At 73.9% G+C, this 17,227-nt stretch carries 21 protein-coding genes and 1 riboswitch; of the genes, 12 read left to right on the forward strand and 9 right to left on the reverse strand.

The features are described from left to right. Positions 1 to 51: 51 nt before the first annotated feature. From ACSNOA_RS25755 to ACSNOA_RS25785, 7 genes are read left to right on the forward strand one after another with little or no spacing between them, the layout of a single operon-like run. Positions 52 to 999, forward strand: a complete 948-nt coding sequence (locus tag ACSNOA_RS25755) for a metal ABC transporter substrate-binding protein (RefSeq protein WP_436662145.1) — start codon at positions 52 to 54, stop codon at positions 997 to 999. Next, complete coding sequence (locus tag ACSNOA_RS25760) at positions 996 to 1,757, forward strand: metal ABC transporter ATP-binding protein (protein WP_436662146.1); 762 nt, start codon at positions 996 to 998, stop codon at positions 1,755 to 1,757. The genes ACSNOA_RS25755 and ACSNOA_RS25760 overlap by 4 nt, the downstream gene beginning before the upstream one ends. A 2-nt stretch (positions 1,758 to 1,759) precedes the next feature. Continuing rightward, the gene (locus ACSNOA_RS25765; protein WP_436662148.1) at positions 1,760 to 2,626 is read left to right on the forward strand and encodes a metal ABC transporter permease; all 867 of its coding nucleotides are present in this window, start codon (positions 1,760 to 1,762) and stop codon (positions 2,624 to 2,626) included. A gap of 43 nt (positions 2,627 to 2,669) precedes the next feature. After that, positions 2,670 to 2,969, forward strand: a complete 300-nt coding sequence (locus ACSNOA_RS25770) for an ArsR/SmtB family transcription factor (RefSeq protein ID WP_436662150.1) — start codon at positions 2,670 to 2,672, stop codon at positions 2,967 to 2,969. A 28-nt stretch (positions 2,970 to 2,997) separates the two neighbouring features. Continuing rightward, entirely contained in the window at positions 2,998 to 3,390 is a 393-nt protein-coding gene (locus ACSNOA_RS25775; RefSeq protein WP_436662151.1) for a Fur family transcriptional regulator, read from the forward strand. 50 nt (positions 3,391 to 3,440) lie between these two features. Continuing rightward, positions 3,441 to 4,046 carry a hypothetical protein gene (locus ACSNOA_RS25780; protein WP_436662153.1) on the forward strand — a complete coding sequence of 202 codons (606 nt, stop codon included), beginning with the start codon at positions 3,441 to 3,443 and terminating at the stop codon, positions 4,044 to 4,046. 9 nt (positions 4,047 to 4,055) lie between these two features. Beyond that, a complete protein-coding gene (locus ACSNOA_RS25785; RefSeq protein ID WP_436662155.1) occupies positions 4,056 to 4,223 on the forward strand; it encodes a hypothetical protein in 168 nt (55 codons plus the stop codon). Positions 4,224 to 4,358: 135 nt separating this feature from the next. On the opposite strand, the gene ACSNOA_RS25790 is transcribed toward ACSNOA_RS25785, so the two are convergent. The 4 genes from ACSNOA_RS25790 to ACSNOA_RS25805 form a co-directional block, all read right to left on the reverse strand. After that, a complete protein-coding gene (locus ACSNOA_RS25790; RefSeq protein WP_436662157.1) occupies positions 4,359 to 6,371 on the reverse strand; it encodes an acyl-CoA dehydrogenase family protein in 2,013 nt (670 codons plus the stop codon). Positions 6,372 to 6,486: 115 nt separating this feature from the next. Next, positions 6,487 to 6,990 carry a DUF6328 family protein gene (locus ACSNOA_RS25795; RefSeq protein WP_436662159.1) on the reverse strand — a complete coding sequence of 168 codons (504 nt, stop codon included), beginning with the start codon at positions 6,988 to 6,990 and terminating at the stop codon, positions 6,487 to 6,489. Positions 6,991 to 7,111: 121 nt separating this feature from the next. Then, entirely contained in the window at positions 7,112 to 7,861 is a 750-nt protein-coding gene (locus tag ACSNOA_RS25800; RefSeq protein WP_436662161.1) for a sugar isomerase domain-containing protein, read from the reverse strand. 66 nt (positions 7,862 to 7,927) lie between these two features. Beyond that, positions 7,928 to 8,758 carry an alpha/beta fold hydrolase gene (locus tag ACSNOA_RS25805; protein WP_436662162.1) on the reverse strand — a complete coding sequence of 277 codons (831 nt, stop codon included), beginning with the start codon at positions 8,756 to 8,758 and terminating at the stop codon, positions 7,928 to 7,930. Between the two features lie 74 nt (positions 8,759 to 8,832). Then, positions 8,833 to 8,939: riboswitch (TPP riboswitch) on the forward strand. Positions 8,940 to 9,011: 72 nt separating this feature from the next. Between ACSNOA_RS25805 and ACSNOA_RS25810 the strand changes: the two genes are divergently transcribed. The 3 genes from ACSNOA_RS25810 to ACSNOA_RS25820 all read left to right on the forward strand — a co-directional run bounded on the left by ACSNOA_RS25810 (position 9,012) and on the right by ACSNOA_RS25820 (position 11,997). Next, positions 9,012 to 9,596: an ECF transporter S component gene (locus tag ACSNOA_RS25810; protein ID WP_436662163.1), complete on the forward strand. Its 585-nt coding sequence runs from the start codon at positions 9,012 to 9,014 to the stop codon at positions 9,594 to 9,596. Between the two features lie 110 nt (positions 9,597 to 9,706). Further along, positions 9,707 to 11,200 carry an ABC transporter ATP-binding protein gene (locus ACSNOA_RS25815; protein WP_436662451.1) on the forward strand — a complete coding sequence of 498 codons (1,494 nt, stop codon included), beginning with the start codon at positions 9,707 to 9,709 and terminating at the stop codon, positions 11,198 to 11,200. Continuing rightward, complete coding sequence (locus ACSNOA_RS25820) at positions 11,197 to 11,997, forward strand: energy-coupling factor transporter transmembrane component T family protein (protein WP_436662164.1); 801 nt, start codon at positions 11,197 to 11,199, stop codon at positions 11,995 to 11,997. The genes ACSNOA_RS25815 and ACSNOA_RS25820 overlap by 4 nt, the downstream gene beginning before the upstream one ends. Positions 11,998 to 12,125: 128 nt before the next feature. Here the strand turns inward: ACSNOA_RS25820 and ACSNOA_RS25825 are convergent, their stop codons facing one another. After that, on the reverse strand, positions 12,126 to 12,473 hold the full coding sequence (locus ACSNOA_RS25825) for a hypothetical protein (RefSeq protein ID WP_436662166.1): 348 nt from the start codon (positions 12,471 to 12,473) through the stop codon (positions 12,126 to 12,128). A 318-nt stretch (positions 12,474 to 12,791) separates the two neighbouring features. Here ACSNOA_RS25825 and ACSNOA_RS25830 point away from each other — a divergent pair, with 318 nt between their 5' ends. Further along, positions 12,792 to 13,088 carry an MTH1187 family thiamine-binding protein gene (locus ACSNOA_RS25830; RefSeq protein ID WP_091595999.1) on the forward strand — a complete coding sequence of 99 codons (297 nt, stop codon included), beginning with the start codon at positions 12,792 to 12,794 and terminating at the stop codon, positions 13,086 to 13,088. A gap of 258 nt (positions 13,089 to 13,346) precedes the next feature. Further along, entirely contained in the window at positions 13,347 to 14,789 is a 1,443-nt protein-coding gene (gene gndA / locus ACSNOA_RS25835) for an NADP-dependent phosphogluconate dehydrogenase (protein ID WP_436662169.1), read from the forward strand. 24 nt (positions 14,790 to 14,813) lie between these two features. Here the strand turns inward: gndA and ACSNOA_RS25840 are convergent, their stop codons facing one another. The 4 genes from ACSNOA_RS25840 to ACSNOA_RS25855 all read right to left on the reverse strand — a co-directional run bounded on the left by ACSNOA_RS25840 (position 14,814) and on the right by ACSNOA_RS25855 (position 17,206). Next, on the reverse strand, positions 14,814 to 15,575 hold the full coding sequence (locus tag ACSNOA_RS25840) for a pirin family protein (RefSeq protein WP_436662171.1): 762 nt from the start codon (positions 15,573 to 15,575) through the stop codon (positions 14,814 to 14,816). Further along, positions 15,572 to 15,799, reverse strand: coding sequence for a thioredoxin reductase (locus ACSNOA_RS25845; protein WP_436662173.1), 228 nt, complete (start codon positions 15,797 to 15,799; stop codon positions 15,572 to 15,574). The genes ACSNOA_RS25840 and ACSNOA_RS25845 overlap by 4 nt, the downstream gene beginning before the upstream one ends. A gap of 339 nt (positions 15,800 to 16,138) precedes the next feature. Then, the gene (locus ACSNOA_RS25850; protein WP_436662175.1) at positions 16,139 to 16,324 is read right to left on the reverse strand and encodes a hypothetical protein; all 186 of its coding nucleotides are present in this window, start codon (positions 16,322 to 16,324) and stop codon (positions 16,139 to 16,141) included. A gap of 102 nt (positions 16,325 to 16,426) precedes the next feature. After that, the gene (locus ACSNOA_RS25855) at positions 16,427 to 17,206 is read right to left on the reverse strand and encodes an isoprenyl transferase (RefSeq protein WP_436662452.1); all 780 of its coding nucleotides are present in this window, start codon (positions 17,204 to 17,206) and stop codon (positions 16,427 to 16,429) included. Positions 17,207 to 17,227 lie beyond the last annotated feature (21 nt).

Consider the following 17,227-nt stretch of genomic DNA (forward strand, 5'->3'; position numbering starts at 1 on the left):
GCAATCATGCGTTTTTGACAATCATTATCGTTACCACGGACAGTTGAGGGCATGAACAACCGCGTTCCCGCCCGTCTCCTGGCCGCCACGACCGCCGCCCTGCTCACCCTCGGCGGCGCCGCCGCCTGCTCGTCCGGCGGCCCGGCCGGCGCCGACCCCGAACGGGTGGACGTCGTGGCCGCGTTCTACCCCCTCCAGTTCGTCGCCGAGCGCATCGGCGGCGACGCGGTCCGGGTGACCAACCTGGTGAAGCCGGGCGCCGAGCCACACGACCTGGAACTCAACCCGGGCCAGGTCGGCGAGGTGAGCCAGGCGGAGCTGGTCGTCTACCTCAAGGGCTTCCAGCCGGCGCTGGACGAGGCCGTCGCCCAGAACGCGGCCGACGACCGGTCCTTCGACGTGGCGACCGTCCAGCCGCTGCTGGACGCCACGGCCGGCGGGCACGAGCACGAGGGCGAGGAGGCGGAGGCGCCCGGCGGGAAGGACCCGCACTTCTGGCTCGACCCGACCCGCCTCGCGACCGTCGGCGACCAGCTCGCCGAGCGGCTGGGCAGGGCCGACCCGGAGCGGGCCGCCGACTTCACGGCCCGCGCCCGGGCGCTGCGCACCGACCTGGAGAAGCTCGACACCGAGTTCGCGGCCGGCCTGCGGACCTGCGAGCGCCGGGAGATCGTGACCAGCCACACGGCCTTCGGCTACCTGGCCCAGCGCTACCAGCTGCAGCAGGTCGGGATCACGGGGCTGGACCCGGAGACCGAGCCCTCCCCCCGGCGGCTGGCCGAGGTGGCCGAGGAGGCGCGCACGCACAAGGCCACGACGATCTTCTTCGAGACGCTGGTGAGTCCCAAGATCGCCGAGACCATCGCCGCCGAGGTCGGTGCCAAGACCGCCGTGCTGGACCCGATCGAGGGCCTCGCCGACGACGACGCCTCCTCGGACTACCTTTCAGTGATGCGCACCAACCTGCAGACACTGCGTACGGCGTTGGGCTGCTCGTGAACCCGCCCGTGATCAGCGTCGCGCACGCGGCCGTCGGGTACGACGGCCGCACCGTGCTGCGCGACGTCTCGCTGACCGTGACGGCCGGAGAGGTGGTCGCCGTCCTCGGCGCGAACGGCTCCGGCAAGTCCACCCTGATCCGCGCCGTGCTCGGGCTGGTGCCGCTGAGCGCCGGGTCGGTCACCCTCTTCGACCGCCCGTTGCGCCGGTTCCGGCAGTGGGAGCGCATCGGGTACGTCCCGCAGCGGCTGGGCGCCGCCGGCGGCGTGCCGGCCACCGTCCGCGAGGTGGTGTCGTCGGGCCGGCTCGCCCGGCGCGGCCTCCTGCGCCCGCCCGGCGCCGCCGACCGGGCCGCGGTCGACAGCGCGCTGCGCGCCGTCGGGCTCGCCGGCCGGGCCGACGACCCGGTCGCCACCCTCTCCGGTGGGCAGCAGCAGCGGACCCTGATCGCCCGGGCGCTGGCCGGTCATCCCGAGCTGCTGGTGCTCGACGAGCCGACCGCCGGCGTGGACGCGGCCAGCCAGGAGGCGTTCGCCGGGGCCCTGCGCGAGTTCGTGGCCGGCGGCGGCACCGTGCTGCTGGTCGCTCACGAACTCGGGCCGCTGCGCCCGCTGATCAGCCGTGCCGTCGTCGTCCACGAGGGCGGCATCTGCCACGACGGCGAGGTGCCCGACCCCGCCGGCCACCACGCCGAGCCCGACCACGACCACGTGCACCCGCACGGTCCCGACGAGCCCGCCGGGCTCTGGAGCAACTGAGCATGGAACTCTTCCAGTACCCCTACATGCAGCGCGCCCTCGTGGCGGCGCTGGTCATCGGCCTCGCCGCCCCGGCGCTCGGCATCTACCTGGTGCAGCGCCGACTCACGCTGATCGGCGACGGGATCGGCCACGTGGCGCTGACGGGCGTGGGCGCCGGCCTGCTGCTGAACCGCTCCCCGGTGTTCGTCGCCGTGATCGTGGCGACCCTCGGCGCGGTCGCCGTCGAGCTGGTCCGCTCCCGCGGACGCACCTCGGGCGATTTGGCGCTGGCGCTGCTCTTCTACGGCGGCATCGCGGGCGGCGTGATGCTGGTCGGGCTCTCCGGCAGCACCAGCGCCAACCTGAACGCGTACCTCTTCGGGTCGCTCACCACCATTTCGCCGGCGGACCTCACCACCATCGGCGTCCTCGGCGCCGCGATCCTCGTGACCATGCTGGCGCTGCGACCGGCGCTGTTCGCGGTGAGCCACGACGAGGAGTACGCCCGGGTGTCCGGCCTGCCCGTACGCGCGCTGAACATGCTCATCGCGGTCACCACCGCGGTCACCGTGACCATCGCCATGCGGGCGGTCGGCGTGCTGCTCATCAGCGCGCTCATGGTGGTGCCGGTGGCCACCGCGCAGCAGGTCGCCCGCGGTTTCCGGGCCACCATGACGGCCGCCATGGCGCTCGGCCTCCTCGCCGCCGGCTCGGGAGTCTGGGTGGCGGCCAACGCCAACACGGCCCCGGGCGCCTCCGTGGTGCTGATGGCGATCGCCTCGTTCCTGGTGGTCGCCCTGGCCGCCGCGGGATGGCGGGCGCTGCGCCGGCGCGGCGCCCCGGCGCCGGCGCCGGCTTCCGAGCCGCACGAGGTCGTCCTCCGTTGACACTGATCACCGCGGGGCCGGCGGAATTGGTTACCGTTACGGAGTGAGCGGCGGATCCGGATACGACGGCTTCGAAGGAGCCAGCGAGCTGTTGCGCGCCCTGTCGGCGCCGATCCGGCTGGCCATCGTGAGCGAGCTGGGCGCGGGCGAGCGGTGCGTGCACGAGCTGGTGGAGAAGCTCGGCGTGGCGCAGCCGCTCGTCTCCCAGCACCTGCGGGTGCTGCGCGGCGCGGGCGTGGTGCGCGGTTCGCGCCGCGGGCGGGAGATCGCCTACTCGCTCGTCGACGAGCACGTGGCGCACATCGTGGCGGACGCGGTCAGTCACGCCGGGGAGGGGTCATGAGGCAGCGACCGGTCGGAGGTGGCACGTCGTGAGCGAGACCGCCGTACGCAACACGCGTCAGCGCAGCGCCGTCAGCGCCCTGCTCGGCGAGGTCGAGGGTTTCCACAGCGCCCAGGACCTGCACGCGATGCTGCGCGCCCGCGGCGAGCGGGTCGGTCTCACCACCGTCTACCGGACGTTGCAGGGCCTCGCCGACGCCGGCGAGATCGACGTGATGCGCCCGCCCGGCGGTGAGCACCTCTACCGCCGGTGCAGCGAGGGTCACCACCACCACCTCGTCTGCCGGGCCTGCGGGCGCACCGTCGAGGTGGCCGGGCCCGCCGTGGAAAGCTGGGCCGAGCGGGTCGCCGCCCAGCACGGCTACGCCGACGTCAGCCACACCCTGGAGATCTTCGGCACCTGCCCGGGCTGCGTGAGCTGAGGCCGCCGCGCCGGGTGCCGGCGCGCACCGTCCATGGCACGCTGTGCGGCGTGAAGATCTACGCCGATCGCTTCCCGACCGCCGCCCGCCAGTTCCTCACCGACCTGCTCGTCGTCGCCTGGGTGTACGGCGCCATCCGCGCCGCGATGTGGCTGCACGACCTGATCGAGAAGCTCGCCGTACCGGGGCAGAAGCTGGAGGGGGCCGGCGGCGGACTCGCCGACAACCTCGCCGATGCCGGCGGCAAGGTGGGCCGGGTGCCGCTGGTCGGCGACGAGCTGACCGCGCCTTTCGAGCGGGCCGCCAACGCCGCCCGCGCGCTGGCCGAGGCCGGCCGCGACCAGCAGGAGCTGGTCGACCAGCTGGCGCTCGCGCTCACCATCGCCGTGCTGATCTTCCCGATCGGCCTGGTGCTGTTCGGCTGGCTGCCGCTGCGGGTGCGCTGGATGCGCCGCGCCGGTTCGGCCGCGAAGCTGGCCGCCGCGCCCGCCGGCCGCGACCTGCTGGCCCTGCGCGCGCTCGCCACCCAGCCACTCGGCCGGCTGACCCGGATCGCGCCCGACGTGGCCGAGGCGTGGCGGCGCGGCGACGACGACACGGTCGACGCGCTCGCCGCGCTGGAGCTGCGCCGACTGGGCCTGCGGAACGGCCGCTAAGGTCGTCGGGTGTTCTACTTCCTGGTCGTCATCGCCGTGCTGCTGCTCGGCTACGCCGCCGTCCTGGTCAGCTTCGTCCGTAAGGGCCGCCGCATCCCGCCCGCGGCGTACCTCGGGCTGGCGGCGCTCAACGGGCTGATCCTCGCGGCGGTGCTGGCCTGGGCCATCGCCCGCTGACCCGGTCGAGGCCGCGGGGCCGCCGCGCCACCCTTCTCTACGAGCGTGATGCCTCAGAGTCATATTGATGCCTCTGAGGCATCACGCTGATGTGGCACTCACGCCCGACCGGCGGGCCGCACCGGGCCCCGGCGGTCACTCCGGGCGCGGAATCCGGCGGCGGACGTCGGGGACGGTCGACGGGCCGGGCGACCAGCGGGCCACCCAGGGCAGGTCGGCGGGAGGCGTGACCACACCGGACTCGAGGTCGGCGTACCGGCCGGCGAGGATGCGCTTCGCGGCCGCCGCGTCGACGGAGTCGGTGTTGTCCCACAGGGCGGTGAAGAGCGCGTCGACCCGGATCCGGGCCTGCCGGCAGAAGAGGTCGGCCAGCTCGACGTTCTCCGGCCGGGCGTCCCGCTCGTCGTGGGCGCGGACGCAGACCGCCGCCATGGCGAACAGCTCCGCGCCGATGTCCACCACCCGGCCGAGGAACGCCTGCTTGCGCTCCATCCGCCCCTGCCAGCGGGACATCGCGTAGAAGGTCGACCGGGCGAGCTTGCGCGAGGCGCGCTCCACGACCCGCAGGTGGGCGGCGAGCGGCCCGAACTCGGCGTACGCGGTGGGACGCTGGCCCTTGCCGACGGCGAGGGTGGGCAGCCACCGGGCGTAGAAGGCGCCGGCCCGAGCGCCCGCCCTCGCCTTGCGGCCGAGGCCGGCGTCCGGGTCGATGATGTCGCCGGCGACCGAGAGGTGCGCGTCGACGGCCTCCCGAGCGATCAGGAGGTGCATGATCTCGGTGGAGCCCTCGAAGATCCGGTTGATCCGGAGGTCCCGCATGAGCTGTTCGACGGCGGCCGGCCGCTCACCCCGGGCGGTCAGCGACTCCGCGGTCTCGTAGCCGCGGCCACCCCGGATCTGGATGAGGTCGTCGGCGATCCGCCAGGCCATCTCGCTGGCGTAGAGCTTCACGAGCGCCGCCTCGATGCGGATGTCGTTGCGGTCGTCGTCGGCGAGCCGGCAGCAGAGGTCGAGCATGGTCTCCATGCCGTACGTGGTGGCGGCGATGAACGCGAGCTTCTGGGCGACGGCCTCGTGCTCACCGACCGGCCGGCCCCACTGCACCCGCTCGGCGGCCCACTCCCGTGCCACGTTCAGCGACCACTTGCCGGCGCCGACGCACATGGCCGGCAGCGACAGCCGGCCGGTGTTCAGCGTGGTCAGGGCGATCTTGAGGCCCTTGCCCTCGCCGCCGATGACGTTCTCCGCGGGCACGAACACGTCGTGGAACCGGGTGACGCTGTTCTCCAGGCCGCGCAGGCCGAGGAAGGCGTTGCGCCGCTCGACGGTGATGCCCTCGGCGTCGCCCTCGACGACGAACGCCGTGATCCCGCCGCGGCGCCCCTCGGCCGCCGGCACCCGGGCCATCACCACGAGCAGGGTCGCCACGGTGCCGTTGGTGGCCCAGAGCTTCACGCCGTTGAGCCGGTAGCCGGTGCCGTCCTCGGTCGGCTCGGCGGTGGTGGCCAGCCGGGCCGGGTCGGAGCCCACGTCCGGCTCGGTGAGCAGGAACGCCGAGACCTCGCCGGCGGCCAGCCGGGGCAGGAAGCGCTGCTTCTGCTCGGCGGTGCCGAACATCTTGAGCGGCTGGGGGACGCCGATGGACTGGTGCGCGGAGAGCAGGGCGCTGAGGGCCGGGCTCACCGAGCCGGCCAGCATGAGCGCCCGGCAGTAGTGGAGGTTGCTGAGGCCGAGACCGCCGTACGCGCGGTCGATCTTCATGCCGAAGGCGCCGAGCCGGCCCAGCCCCTGGAAGACCTCGTCGGGGATGCGCGCGTCGCGCTCAATGGCCACGCCGTCCACCTCGGTGGCGAGGTAGGACCGGAGTTTCCCGAGGAACTCCTCGGCGCGCGCGTCGTCCGCCGCGTCGGACCGCGGCCAGGGGTTGATGAGGTCGAGCCGGAACCGGCCCAGGAACAGCTCCTTGCCGAAGCTGGGACGGTCCCAATCGGACTGCCGTGCCGCCTCGGCGACCTGGCGGGCCTCCTTCTCGGAGACGTGGCCGGCCTCGCTCGGCAGGGGGGCGGCCGCACCGCCGCTGGTGTCCGGTCGTTCCGGGATGCCGCCGGACTCGTCCGGCGCGGGTCGGCTGTTCTGCGTCGTGGTCACGGCTGCCCCCTCGAACCTCGGTCCGCTGCGTCAACGTGCGCGACAAATGCCACGCTACCCCCGGTTGTTACCCAGGGGTAGCGTTGTGTGAAGATCGAGTTTCGGCGATGGACGGTCAGTCGCCGGTGAGCGCACGAGGGTCGTCGTCATCGTCGTCGATGTCGTCGTCGCCCCAGCTGCGGCGGGCGAACGGCAGCAGCAGCCAGAAGGTCAGGAACCAGAGGCCGGTCAGCGCGGTGAGCAGGAACGCGATCGGGCGGTCCAGCACGAAGTCGGTGATCAGGAGCACCGCGCTGACCATCGAGACCAGCATGAAGGCGAGGCCGCCGGTGGCCATCCGGTGGGCGAACCGGACCAGCTCCGGCTTGCGACCCTGACGGAACAGCGCCCGGTGGAACGCCACCGGCGAGATGATCAACGCGGTGGCCGCCGCCGCGGAGAGCAGCGAGACGATGTAGACGTCCTTCTGGAAACCGCTCGTCCTGGTGAACCCGTTGCTGAACGGAAGGGTCAGCAGGAAGGCGAAGAGGATCTGCACCCCGGTCTGCGCCACGCGCAGCTCCTGGAGCAGGTCGGCGAAGTTGCGCTGCCAGCGCTGCTTCTCGGTCTCCTTCGACACGCGCTACCTCCGGTCAGACGCTACTGCCGGCGGGACCCGGCCGCCGGCAGCAACGCAATGCCCGGCCACGCGTACCGTGAAACCGGCTCACGACGCGCCGGCGGCCGCGTGCGGCGGGCTGTCAGGAGCCGCGGCGGATCCGGCCCGCGTACCGGGCCTCGAGGGCGTTGTTGTGCTCGTCGCCGCCCGCGATGTTGGCCGACAGGTACACCGGCGGCTTCTCCCCCGCGTCGAGGAGCCGGGCCACCACCTCGACGGTGATCTGCTGGGCGAGCAGCGCCGCGGTGATCGAGGAGACGGCGCCCACCGCGCCACCGCCGGGCAGCGGAAGGGTCGCGTCGCCGTACGGCGCCCCGTTGTCGAGCACCACGTCGGCGAAATCGGACAGCTTCCGCCCGGACGGGTGGCGGGACGTCATCTGCCCGGAGTGCTGCGCCGAGGTGATCGCCACGAGCCCGTGGCCGCGCTCCTTCACGAGCGTGGCGAACTCGACGATCGCCCCGTTCACGCCCGAGTTCGAGGCGATCACGAAGACGTCCTGCGGGCGGACCGGCGCGAGCTCGTAGAGGCGGTGCGCGACGCTCGGGTCCCGCTCCAGCGTGGGCCCGAGCAGGTCAGTCGGCGCGCCGCCGACCAGCACGAGGTCCCGAAGGGCGATCTTGTTGGTGGGCACGAGCCCGCCGGCCCGGCCGGCGATCTCCATCGAGAGCGCCTCCGAGTGCCCGGTGCCGAAGGCGTGCACCACCCCGTCGGCGCGTACCGCCTCGGCGAGCAGGTCCGCGGCGCGGCGCACCGCCTCCCGCTGGCTGGTCGCCACCCGGTTCATCGTCTCGGTGACCACCGCGAGGTAGCCCTCGGCGCTCAGCGTCATCTCTCCTCCGTCCGTTTCGCACCACCGGCCGGCACCGACCGGGCCGGCCGCCTGTTCGCCTGCCGCTCAGGCCGTGCCGCCGACCCGGGCCAGGATCACCTCGGCCAGCTCCGCCGGCGCCTCGTCGGGGATCCAGTGGGTCACCCCGGGCAGCTCCACGAAGCGGTAGTCGCCCGTGACGTGCGACGCGCACGCCTCGGCCGCGCCGCGACCGACCGCGACGTCCCGGTCGCTCCACACGTACGTGGTGGGCACCGTCACCGGCCCCACCCGCCCCAGGTCCGTCCCGGACATGGCCCGGTACCAGTTCAGCGCACCGGTGAGGGCGCCCGGGTCGCGCATCGGGTCCGCGTACGCGGCGACGCGTGCCTCGTCACCCACGCCCGCGAGCATCCGGCGCAGTGCCGTCGCCCGCAACGCGAGCAGCACCGACTCCGCCTTGCCGGGCTTGCGGAAGAGCACCATGTACGACGAGCGGACCTTCTGCTGCGGGTCGTTGGCCAGGGCGTACACCATGGCGGCGGGGTGCGGCACCGAGACCGCGGTGAGCGTGCGGACGCGCTCGGGGTGCGCGGCGGCCACCGCCCAGGCGACGACCGCGCCCCAGTCGTGCCCCACCAGGTGCGCCGCCTCGACGCCCAGCGCGTCGAGCAGCGCCACCGCGTCGGCGACAAGCTCCGCCAGCCGGTACGCCTCGACCTCCGCCGGCCGCGCCCCGGGCGAGTAGCCGCGCTGGTCCGGCGCGTACGTGCGCAGGCCGGCGGCGTGCAGGGCCGGCGCCACGTCGTCCCATTCCCCGCCGTGCTGCGGGAAGCCGTGCAGGAGCAGCGCGGGCACACCGCCCTCCGGACCGCCGGCTCGTACGTCGAACGTGAGGCCCCGGGCGTCGATGCGCATGATCGGCAGCCTACCCAGGTTGGCCGCTTTCGCCGTGCCCCCGCCTGCGGTGCTAGCGTCTGCGGAAACAACTTCACATCCGACAGGGGAGCGCACAGCGCTGAGAGTGCGGGCCGGTGCCCGCAGACCCTCGAACCTGATCTGGGTAATGCCAGCGCAGGGAGTTCGGTCGACCTCCAGCCGCGCCGCCGTCCGGTCCCACCGGGCGCGGCGTGCGTCTTCTCCTGGTTCGTCTTGAGAACTGGGAGCAATCATGAACAACGGGAACCGGTGGCGCACCATCGACATCGTCGTGGCCTCGGTGATCGCCGTGGCGTTCGGCGTGATCTTCTGGGCCTGGAACCTCGTCTGGAGCGCGACAGAGCCCGCATTCGCCTTCTTCCCGCCGGCCCAGGCGCTGATCTACGGCATCTGGCTGCTCCCGGCGGTGCTCGGCGGGCTGGTCATCCGCAAGCCGGGGGCCTCGCTCTACTGCGAGCTGGTGGCCGCGATCCTCTCGGCCCTGCTGGGCAGCCAGTGGGCCAGCATCACGATCGTGCAGGGCCTGCTGCAGGGCGTGGGCGCCGAGCTGGCGTTCGCCGCGTTCCGGTACCGCTCGTACCGCCTGCCGACGGCCGTGCTGGCCGGCGCGCTCACCGGCGTGAGCGCCGCGGTCTTCGACTTCGTGTACTGGAACAAGGCGTACGACCTGACCAGCTACCGGCTCCCGTACGCGCTGCTCACCGTCATCAGCGCCACGATCGTGGCCGGCGGCGGCGGCTGGGCGCTGACGCGCGCGCTGGCGAACACCGGCGTCCTGGACCGCTTCCCCGCCGGCCGTGAACGCGCGGCCATCTGACCCCGCGCCCTCGCCCCGTTGATCAAGAGGTTTGCGTCAACGGCGGCGACGATCCTGACGCAAATCTCTTGATCAACGTGCCGGACGGCGGCCGGAAGGGGGTGGGGGCACTGAGCGGGGTCATCCTGAGGGGGTTCGGCTGGCGGCACGCCGGGCGGAAACGCTGGGCGGTGCGCGGGGTGGACCTGCGGATCGAGAGCGGCGAGCGGGTGCTGCTGCTCGGCCCCTCGGGCGCCGGCAAGAGCACCCTCCTGGCCGCGCTCGCCGGGCTGCTCCCCGAGGACTCCGGCGAGCAGGAGGGCACCGTCGAGATCGACGGGCTCGACCCGCGCAAGGGCCGGGAACGCGTCGCCATCGTCTTCCAGGACCCGGAGAGCCAGCTCGTGATGGCCCGCTGCGGCGACGACGTCGCCTTCGGGCTGGAGAACCGGGGGGTGCCCGCCGGCGAGATCTGGCCCCGGGTCGACGAGGCGCTGCGCCGGGTCGGCTTCCCGTACCACCGGGACCGCCCCACGGCGGCGCTCTCCGGCGGCGAGCAGCAGCGGCTGGCGCTGGCCGGGGCGCTCGCCCTGCGACCCGGGCTGCTGCTGCTCGACGAGCCCACCGCCAACCTCGACCCGGCCGGCGCCACGCTGGTCCGCTCGGCGGTCGCCGGCGCACTGGACGCCGACACCACGCTGATCCTGGTCGAGCACCGGGTGGCCGACGCGCTGCCCCTGGTCGACCGCGTCGTCGTGCTGGAACCCGGCGGCGGCGTCCGCGCCGACGGCACCCCCGAGGCGGTCTTCGGCGCCCACGGCGACGCGCTCGCCGCCGAGGGCGTCTGGGTGCCGGGTCACACCGTCGCGCCCCGCCGCGCGACGACGGCCCCCGGCGACCTGCTGGTCACCGCCGACCGGCTCGGCCTGCCGCCCCGGCTGGCCCCCACCGACCTGGCGGTACGCGCCGGCGAGGCGATCGCCGTGCTCGGACCGAACGGCGCCGGCAAGTCCACCCTGGCGCTGCTGCTCGGCGGGCTGCTCAAGCCGGGCGCCGGCGCCGTCTCGGCCAGCGCCGAGCTGGCCGGCCGGGACGCCCGCACTCCCCCGCACCGGTGGCGCGCGCCGGCCCTCGCCGGCCGGATCGGCTCGGTCTTCCAGGATCCGGAGCACCAGTTCGTCACCGGCACCGTCTTCGACGAGCTGGCCCTCGGCCCGCGCCGGACGGGCCGTTCCGAAACCGAGGTGCGGTCCGTCGTGGACGAGCTGCTCACCCGGCTCCGGCTGACCGCGCTCGCGGGCGCCAACCCGTACACCCTCTCCGGCGGCGAGGCGCGGCGGCTGAGCGTGGCGACGGCCCTGGCCACCGCGCCCCGACTGCTCGTGTGCGACGAGCCCACCTTCGGCCAGGACCGGCGGACCTGGCTGGAGCTGGTCGACCTCTTCGCGGACCTGCGCGACGCCGGACACGGCGTCGTCACGGTGACCCACGACGCGGACTTCGTGGCGGCTCTGGCCGACCGGCAGCTCACGCTCACGAGGACGGCACCGGCGGCCGCTGCCGACGTGCGGGCGGCGGCCAGCTCGCCGGCGAGCGCGAGGGCCGGCCACGGGGAGCGGCCATGATCAGCATTGAACCGATCGCCGCGCCCGGCGCGCCGCTGGCCCGGCGCAACCCGGTGGCCAAGCTGGCGGCCGCGCTGCTGTTCTCGTTCGTGCTGGTGGCCACGCTCGACCCGGTGGCGCCGGCCATCGCCATCGCGGTGGAGCTGGCGCTGCTGCCGCTGTTCGGCGTGCGCTACCGGCTGCTCGCCCGGCGCGCGTGGCCGCTGCTCGTCAGCGCCGCCGGCATCCTGGTCACCCTCGTCCTGTTCGCGGCCGACCGCTCCGGCCGGATGCTGGTCGAGGCAGGGCCCGTCGTCATCACGTCGGGCGTGCTGCTCACGGCGCTCGGTCTGGTGCTGCGCCTGTTCGCCGTGGCGCTGCCCGGCGTTCTCGTCTTCGCCACCACCGACGCCACCGACCTGGCCGACGCGCTCATCCAGAACGCCAAGGCACCGGCGCGGTTCGCCATCGGCGCGCTGGCGGCGTTCCGCCTGGTGCCGCTGCTCGGGCAGGAGTGGCAGACCATCAGCATGGCGCGGCGGGCGCGCGGCGTGGACGCCGGACGCAACCCGCTGGCGAAGCTCCGGCTCTTCGCCTCGACCGCGTTCGCCCTGCTGGTGGGCGCGATCCGGCGGGGCACCCGGCTCGCGGTCGCCATGGACGCGCGCGGCTTCGACGCCGGCACCCCGCGTACGGCCGCCCGCCGTCAGCGGTTCACGGCCGCCGACGCGCTGCTGGTCGCCGGCGCCGTGGCACTGGCCGCCGCGGCCCTGACCGCGAGCATCCTCCTCGGCACCTTCCGCCCCCTCCTAGGCTGACCGCCCCGCGCGCCGCCCCCTCCCCCGGCCTTTCCCCCGCGATCTTGCACTTGTCGCCCCGGCATACCGGTCGTACGGGACACTTCGGGGGCCGGAAGTGCAAGATCGCGGGGAGAGGGGGCGGGGGGTCAGCTTCGGCGGAAGGCGTACCGGCGGGGCTGGGCGGCGCGCTGGCTGCCCCGGGTGGTGGCGGAGCGGCCGTGGGCGGCCGGTGGGCCGGCCTTCGGTGCGGCCGGCCGTGGCGCCGACGCCGGGGCGTCGCCCGAGAGCGCGGGCGCGGATTCGAGCGGCAGCGCGGGCGCGGATTCGAGCGGCAGCATCAGTGCGGCGTCGGTCGGCAGCGCGGGTGCGGCGTGGGCCGGCAGTGGTGGCATCGCGGGCTTGAGCGGCAGCCGGTCGAGGTCGGGCGACGTGGCCTCCGCGCTCCGGGTGGTACGGGTCGATGAGGGTTTCTTCGCGGTGCGCCTGGCGGGCATCCGGGCCTCCTTTCCGACCGCACCGGCGCGGCGGGGCGCGGCGACCGGGAGTGGTCGCGGCATCCGGCCGGCGGGCGCGGTCGCGGTGGGGTGCGGCCCGGGCTGACGACAGCGGCGGTCCGCAGGGAACGGGGACGGGTGCCGGGATCGGCCACGACCGGCAGCGCCGCGACGGCGGCGGGTCGGAATGCGGACGCCCGGGAGCGCACGGACCGCGCGTCATCGGGCGGCGGGCCGGCTCGGAGGTGGGGCGTCAGTAACGCATGTCCACACCCCACCACCAACGGGTTGGACGCGCATCCGATTTACGATCGGCCCATGCTGATCGCGTTCTCCATCACCCCGCTCGGCGTCGGCGACTCGGTGGGCGACCTGGTCGCGGAGGCGGTCCGGGTGGTCCGCGAGTCGGGTCTGCCGAACCGCACCGACGCCATGTTCACCACCGTCGAGGGCGAGTGGGACGAGGTCATGGCCGTGGTGAAGCGCGCGGTCGACGCGGTCGCCGCGCAGGCTCCGCGGGTGAGCGTCGTGCTGAAGGCGGACGTACGCCCCGGGGTGACCGACGCGCTCACCGGGAAGGTGGCGCGGGTCGAGGCCCGGCTGGCCGAGGGCTGAAGCCGGCCGGCTCGCCGGTCCGTCGAGATCCACACGGTTGCGGCGATGTGGCGGTGTCCGGCGGGTCGGGAGGCCGCCGGATCGGCGCACGGAGCGAGGCGGCCGGGTGTCCGGTCGTGGGGAGACACCGCGGCCGGACCGGGCGCGGGCAGCGGGCTGCGACCGCCCGGTGACGGGGTGTCGAGGAGCGGCACGCGCCGCCGCGTACCGCGATAGGTTCGATCTCGCGGACAGCGACAGCGAGAGGTGGCGGCGCGGATGGCCGAGCAGGCGACGGCGCAGATCGGGGTTACCGGGCTGGCGGTGATGGGCCGCAACCTGGCCCGGAACCTGGCCCGCAACGGATTCCGGGTGGCGGTGCACAACCGCTCGCCGGAGCGCACCCGGAGCCTCGTGGCCAAACACGGCGACGAGGGCCGGTTCGTGCCCGCCGAGACGATGACCGACTTCGTGGCCTCCCTGGAGCGCCCCCGCGCGGTGATCGTCATGGTGAAGGCCGGCGAGCCGACCGACGCCGTGATCGACGAGCTGGCCGTGCTGCTGGAGCCCGGCGACATCATCGTGGACTGCGGCAACGCGCACTTCGCCGACACCCGGCGGCGGGAGGCCGCGCTGCGCGAGCACGGGCTGCACTTCGTGGGCACCGGCGTCTCCGGCGGGGAGGAGGGCGCGCTGCACGGGCCGAGCATCATGCCGGGCGGCTCCGAGGAGTCGTACCGCAAGCTCGGCCCCATCTTCGAGAAGATCGCCGCCCAGGTGGACGGCGTGCCCTGCTGCCGGCACATCGGCCCGGACGGCGCCGGCCACTTCGTGAAGATGGTGCACAACGGCATCGAGTACGCCGACATGCAGCTCATCGCCGAGGCGTACCACCTGTTGCGGGTCGGTCTGGGCGCGCAGCCGGCGGAGCTCGCGGAGATCTTCCGCGACTGGAACCGCGGCGAGCTGGAGTCCTTCCTCATCGAGATCACCGCCGACGTGCTGGCGCACACCGACGCGGCGACCGGCCGTCCGTTCGTCGACATCGTGCGCGACCAGGCGGAACAGAAGGGCACCGGCCGGTGGACGGTGCAGAGCGCGCTCGACCTGGGCATCCCGATCACCGGCATCGCCGAGGCGACGTTCGCCCGCTCGCTGTCCGGGCACGCCGACCAGCGCGAGGCGGCCCGCGGGGCGTTCCCCGACGCCGGGGCCCCGTGGCAGGTGGAGGACCGCGACGCGTTCGTGGAGGACGTCCGCCGGGCGCTGCTCGCCTCCAAGATCGTGGCGTACGCGCAGGGCTTCGACCACATCCGCGCGGGCAGCGCGGAGTACGACTGGAACATCGACCTGGGCGGCACCGCGACCATCTGGCGCGGCGGCTGCATCATCCGGGCGCGCTTCCTGGACCGCATCCGAGAGGCGTACGACGCGCAGCCCGACCTGTCCACGCTGCTGGTGGCGCCGTACTTCGCCGAGTCGGTCGCGGCGGGCGTGCCGAGCTGGCGGCGGGTGGTCGCCGAGGCGGCCCGGGCCGGGGTGCCGACGCCGGCGTTCTCCTCGTCGCTGGCATACTTCGACGCCCTCCGGGCGGAGCGGTTGCCGGCCGCGCTGATCCAGGGCCTGCGGGACAACTTCGGGGCGCACACCTACCACCGGGTCGACCGGGGTGGCACGTTCCACACCGTCTGGGCCGGCGACCGCTCGGAGGTGGAGGCCTGAGCCTCCCGGGGCCGGGCCGCCTGCTCACGCGATGGTGGCGTGCATCTCCCAGACGAGGATCTCGGCCGGCTCGGTGGCGGTGACGCGTTGCCCGCCGGTGGCCGTCATGCGGACGGCGTCGCCGGTGCCGAGCAGGCCGGTGCCCTCCAGCGTCACGGCGCCGTCGGGCACGTAGAGGTGCAGGAACGGCGCGTCCGGGAGCGTGACGGTGTCGCCGGGGGTAAGGCGGGCGGCGTGCAGGGCGGCGTACCGGTTGCGGATCCGGATGGCGGACGCGCCCTCGTACCGTTCCATCCCGGACGCGACCGGCACCAGCCCGCCGCGGAGCAGCTCGTCGTCGATTTCGAGCTGTTCGTAGCCGGGGTCGACGCCCTCGGTGTCGGGCAGCACCCACATCTGCACGAAGTGGACCGGCTCGGTGTGCGGGTCACGGCCGTCGAGCCGCCAGGAGTCGTTCTTCTCCGAGTGCAGGATTCCCGTGCCGGCGCTCATCCGCTGGGCGAGACCCGGGTAGATGACGCCGGAGTGCCCGGTGGAGTCCTGGTGCACGAGAGAGCCGCGCAGCACCCAGGTGACGATCTCCATGTCCTCGTGCGGGTGGGTTTCGAAGCCGGCGCCGGGCCGGACCACGTCGTCGTTGTTGACGAGGAGCAGCCCGTGGTGGGTGTTCGCCGGGTCGTAGTGCCGGGAGAACGAGAACGAGTGCTTCGAGTCCAGCCAGGAGATGCGTGTGGCGAAGCGGTCGTCGGCGCGGCGGACGTCCACGGCCGGGGCCGGCGCGCTCACCACGCACGCTGCCGGTTGTCCTCGGGCACGGGCGCCCAGGTGAGGGCCGGTTCGCCGTTCGCCAGCTCGGCGATCTCGCCGGAGCGCAACTGCGGCGCGTGACCGAGTTCGGCGCAGTGCTGCTCGGCGATCTCGGCGCAGATCTCGGCCACCTGCTCACAGATCGGGTCACCCAGGTCGGCCGCGTTCAGCGCCATGATCATCTTGTACCGGAGATCCCGCATCGCCACCCCCGCGCCGGGCGCACCCCCGCGTCACGCCCGCCCTCCGATCCTAGGCCCGCGGAAAGCACCCCACCCCGAGAAACGCACCGACCCGCCCGCCGGCCCCGCCGCCCCGCCGCCGTGCCCGCCCCCACTCCGTCGATCATGCAGTTATGGTGCCCGTTTCATAGCTATTAACGGTATTCGCGAGGCACCACAACTGCATGATCGCGCGGAGCGGGGCGGGAGCGGGGGCGGGAGCGGGGGCGGGGAGCGGACGCGCGCGGGCGCGCCGGGCGGCGCCGTCCGGAGGGGGACGGGCGGCGCGGCCCGGCGCGGGTCAACGGAACCGGCGGGGTCTCACCAGAACCGGCGACGCTTGGTCTTTTGCGGACGCAGCATGTCGGCGCCCTTGGCGAGCAGGCGGCTCACCCCGGTGGGGCCGCGACGGGCCTCCAGCGAGTGGCTGAGCCGGCGTGCGCCGGCCGCGGCCAGCGGCACGGCGACCGCCATCAGCGCCCACTGGGCGATGCGCTTCTGGATCATGTGGGTTTCACCTCCGTCAGTGGCTCCTGAGGAGACTGATACCCAGCGTGACGGCCAGGTAAGCCTGCCCGGGCCGATCGGCGGAAGTGGCCGGGCCGCGACTCAGGCCGGCGGCGGGGCCACCGGGTTGGGCAGCGCCCCGCCGAAGCGGCGGTCGCGCTGCGCGTACAGCTCACAGGCGTACCAGAGGTGCCGGCGGTCGAAGTCCGGCCAGAGCGTGTCGAGGAAGACCAGCTCGGCGTACGCGCTCTGCCAGAGCATGAAGTTGGAGGTGCGCTGCTCTCCCGACGGCCGCAGGAAGAGGTCGACCTCGGGGATCTCCGGGTGGTAGAGGTACTTCGCCACCGTCTTCTCGTTGACCTTGGCCGGGTCGAGCCGGCCGGCGGCCACGTCGCGGGCGATCGCCGCGGCGGCGTCGGCAATCTCCGCCTGCCCGCCGTAGTTGACGCAGAACTGCAGGGTCAGCGTCGAGTTGCCCCGCGACATCTCCTCGGCGGTCTGCAACTCGGAGATGACGCTCTTCCACAGCCGGCCGGCCCGCCCGGACCACACCACTCGCACGCCCAGGTCGACCAGCTGGTCGCGGCGGCGGCGGATGACGTCACGGTTGAAGCCCATCAGGAAGCGGACCTCGTCGGGCGAGCGCCGCCAGTTCTCGGTGGAGAAGGCGTACGCCGACAGGTACGGGATGCCGAGCTCGATGGCGCCCTCGATGGTGTCGAAGAGGGAGAACTCCCCCGCCTCGTGGCCCTTGGTGCGGGCCAGCCCGCGCTCCTTGGCCCACCGGCCGTTGCCGTCCATCACCACGGCCACGTGCCGGGGCAGCGCCTCCGCCGGCAGCGCCGGTGGGCGGGCGCCCGACGGGTGCGGCGTGGGTGGCACCGGCTGTCGCCGGCCGGCCCT

The sequence above is a fragment of the Micromonospora sp. URMC 103 genome (assembly GCF_051386435.1).
Lineage (GTDB): Bacteria > Actinomycetota > Actinomycetes > Mycobacteriales > Micromonosporaceae > Micromonospora.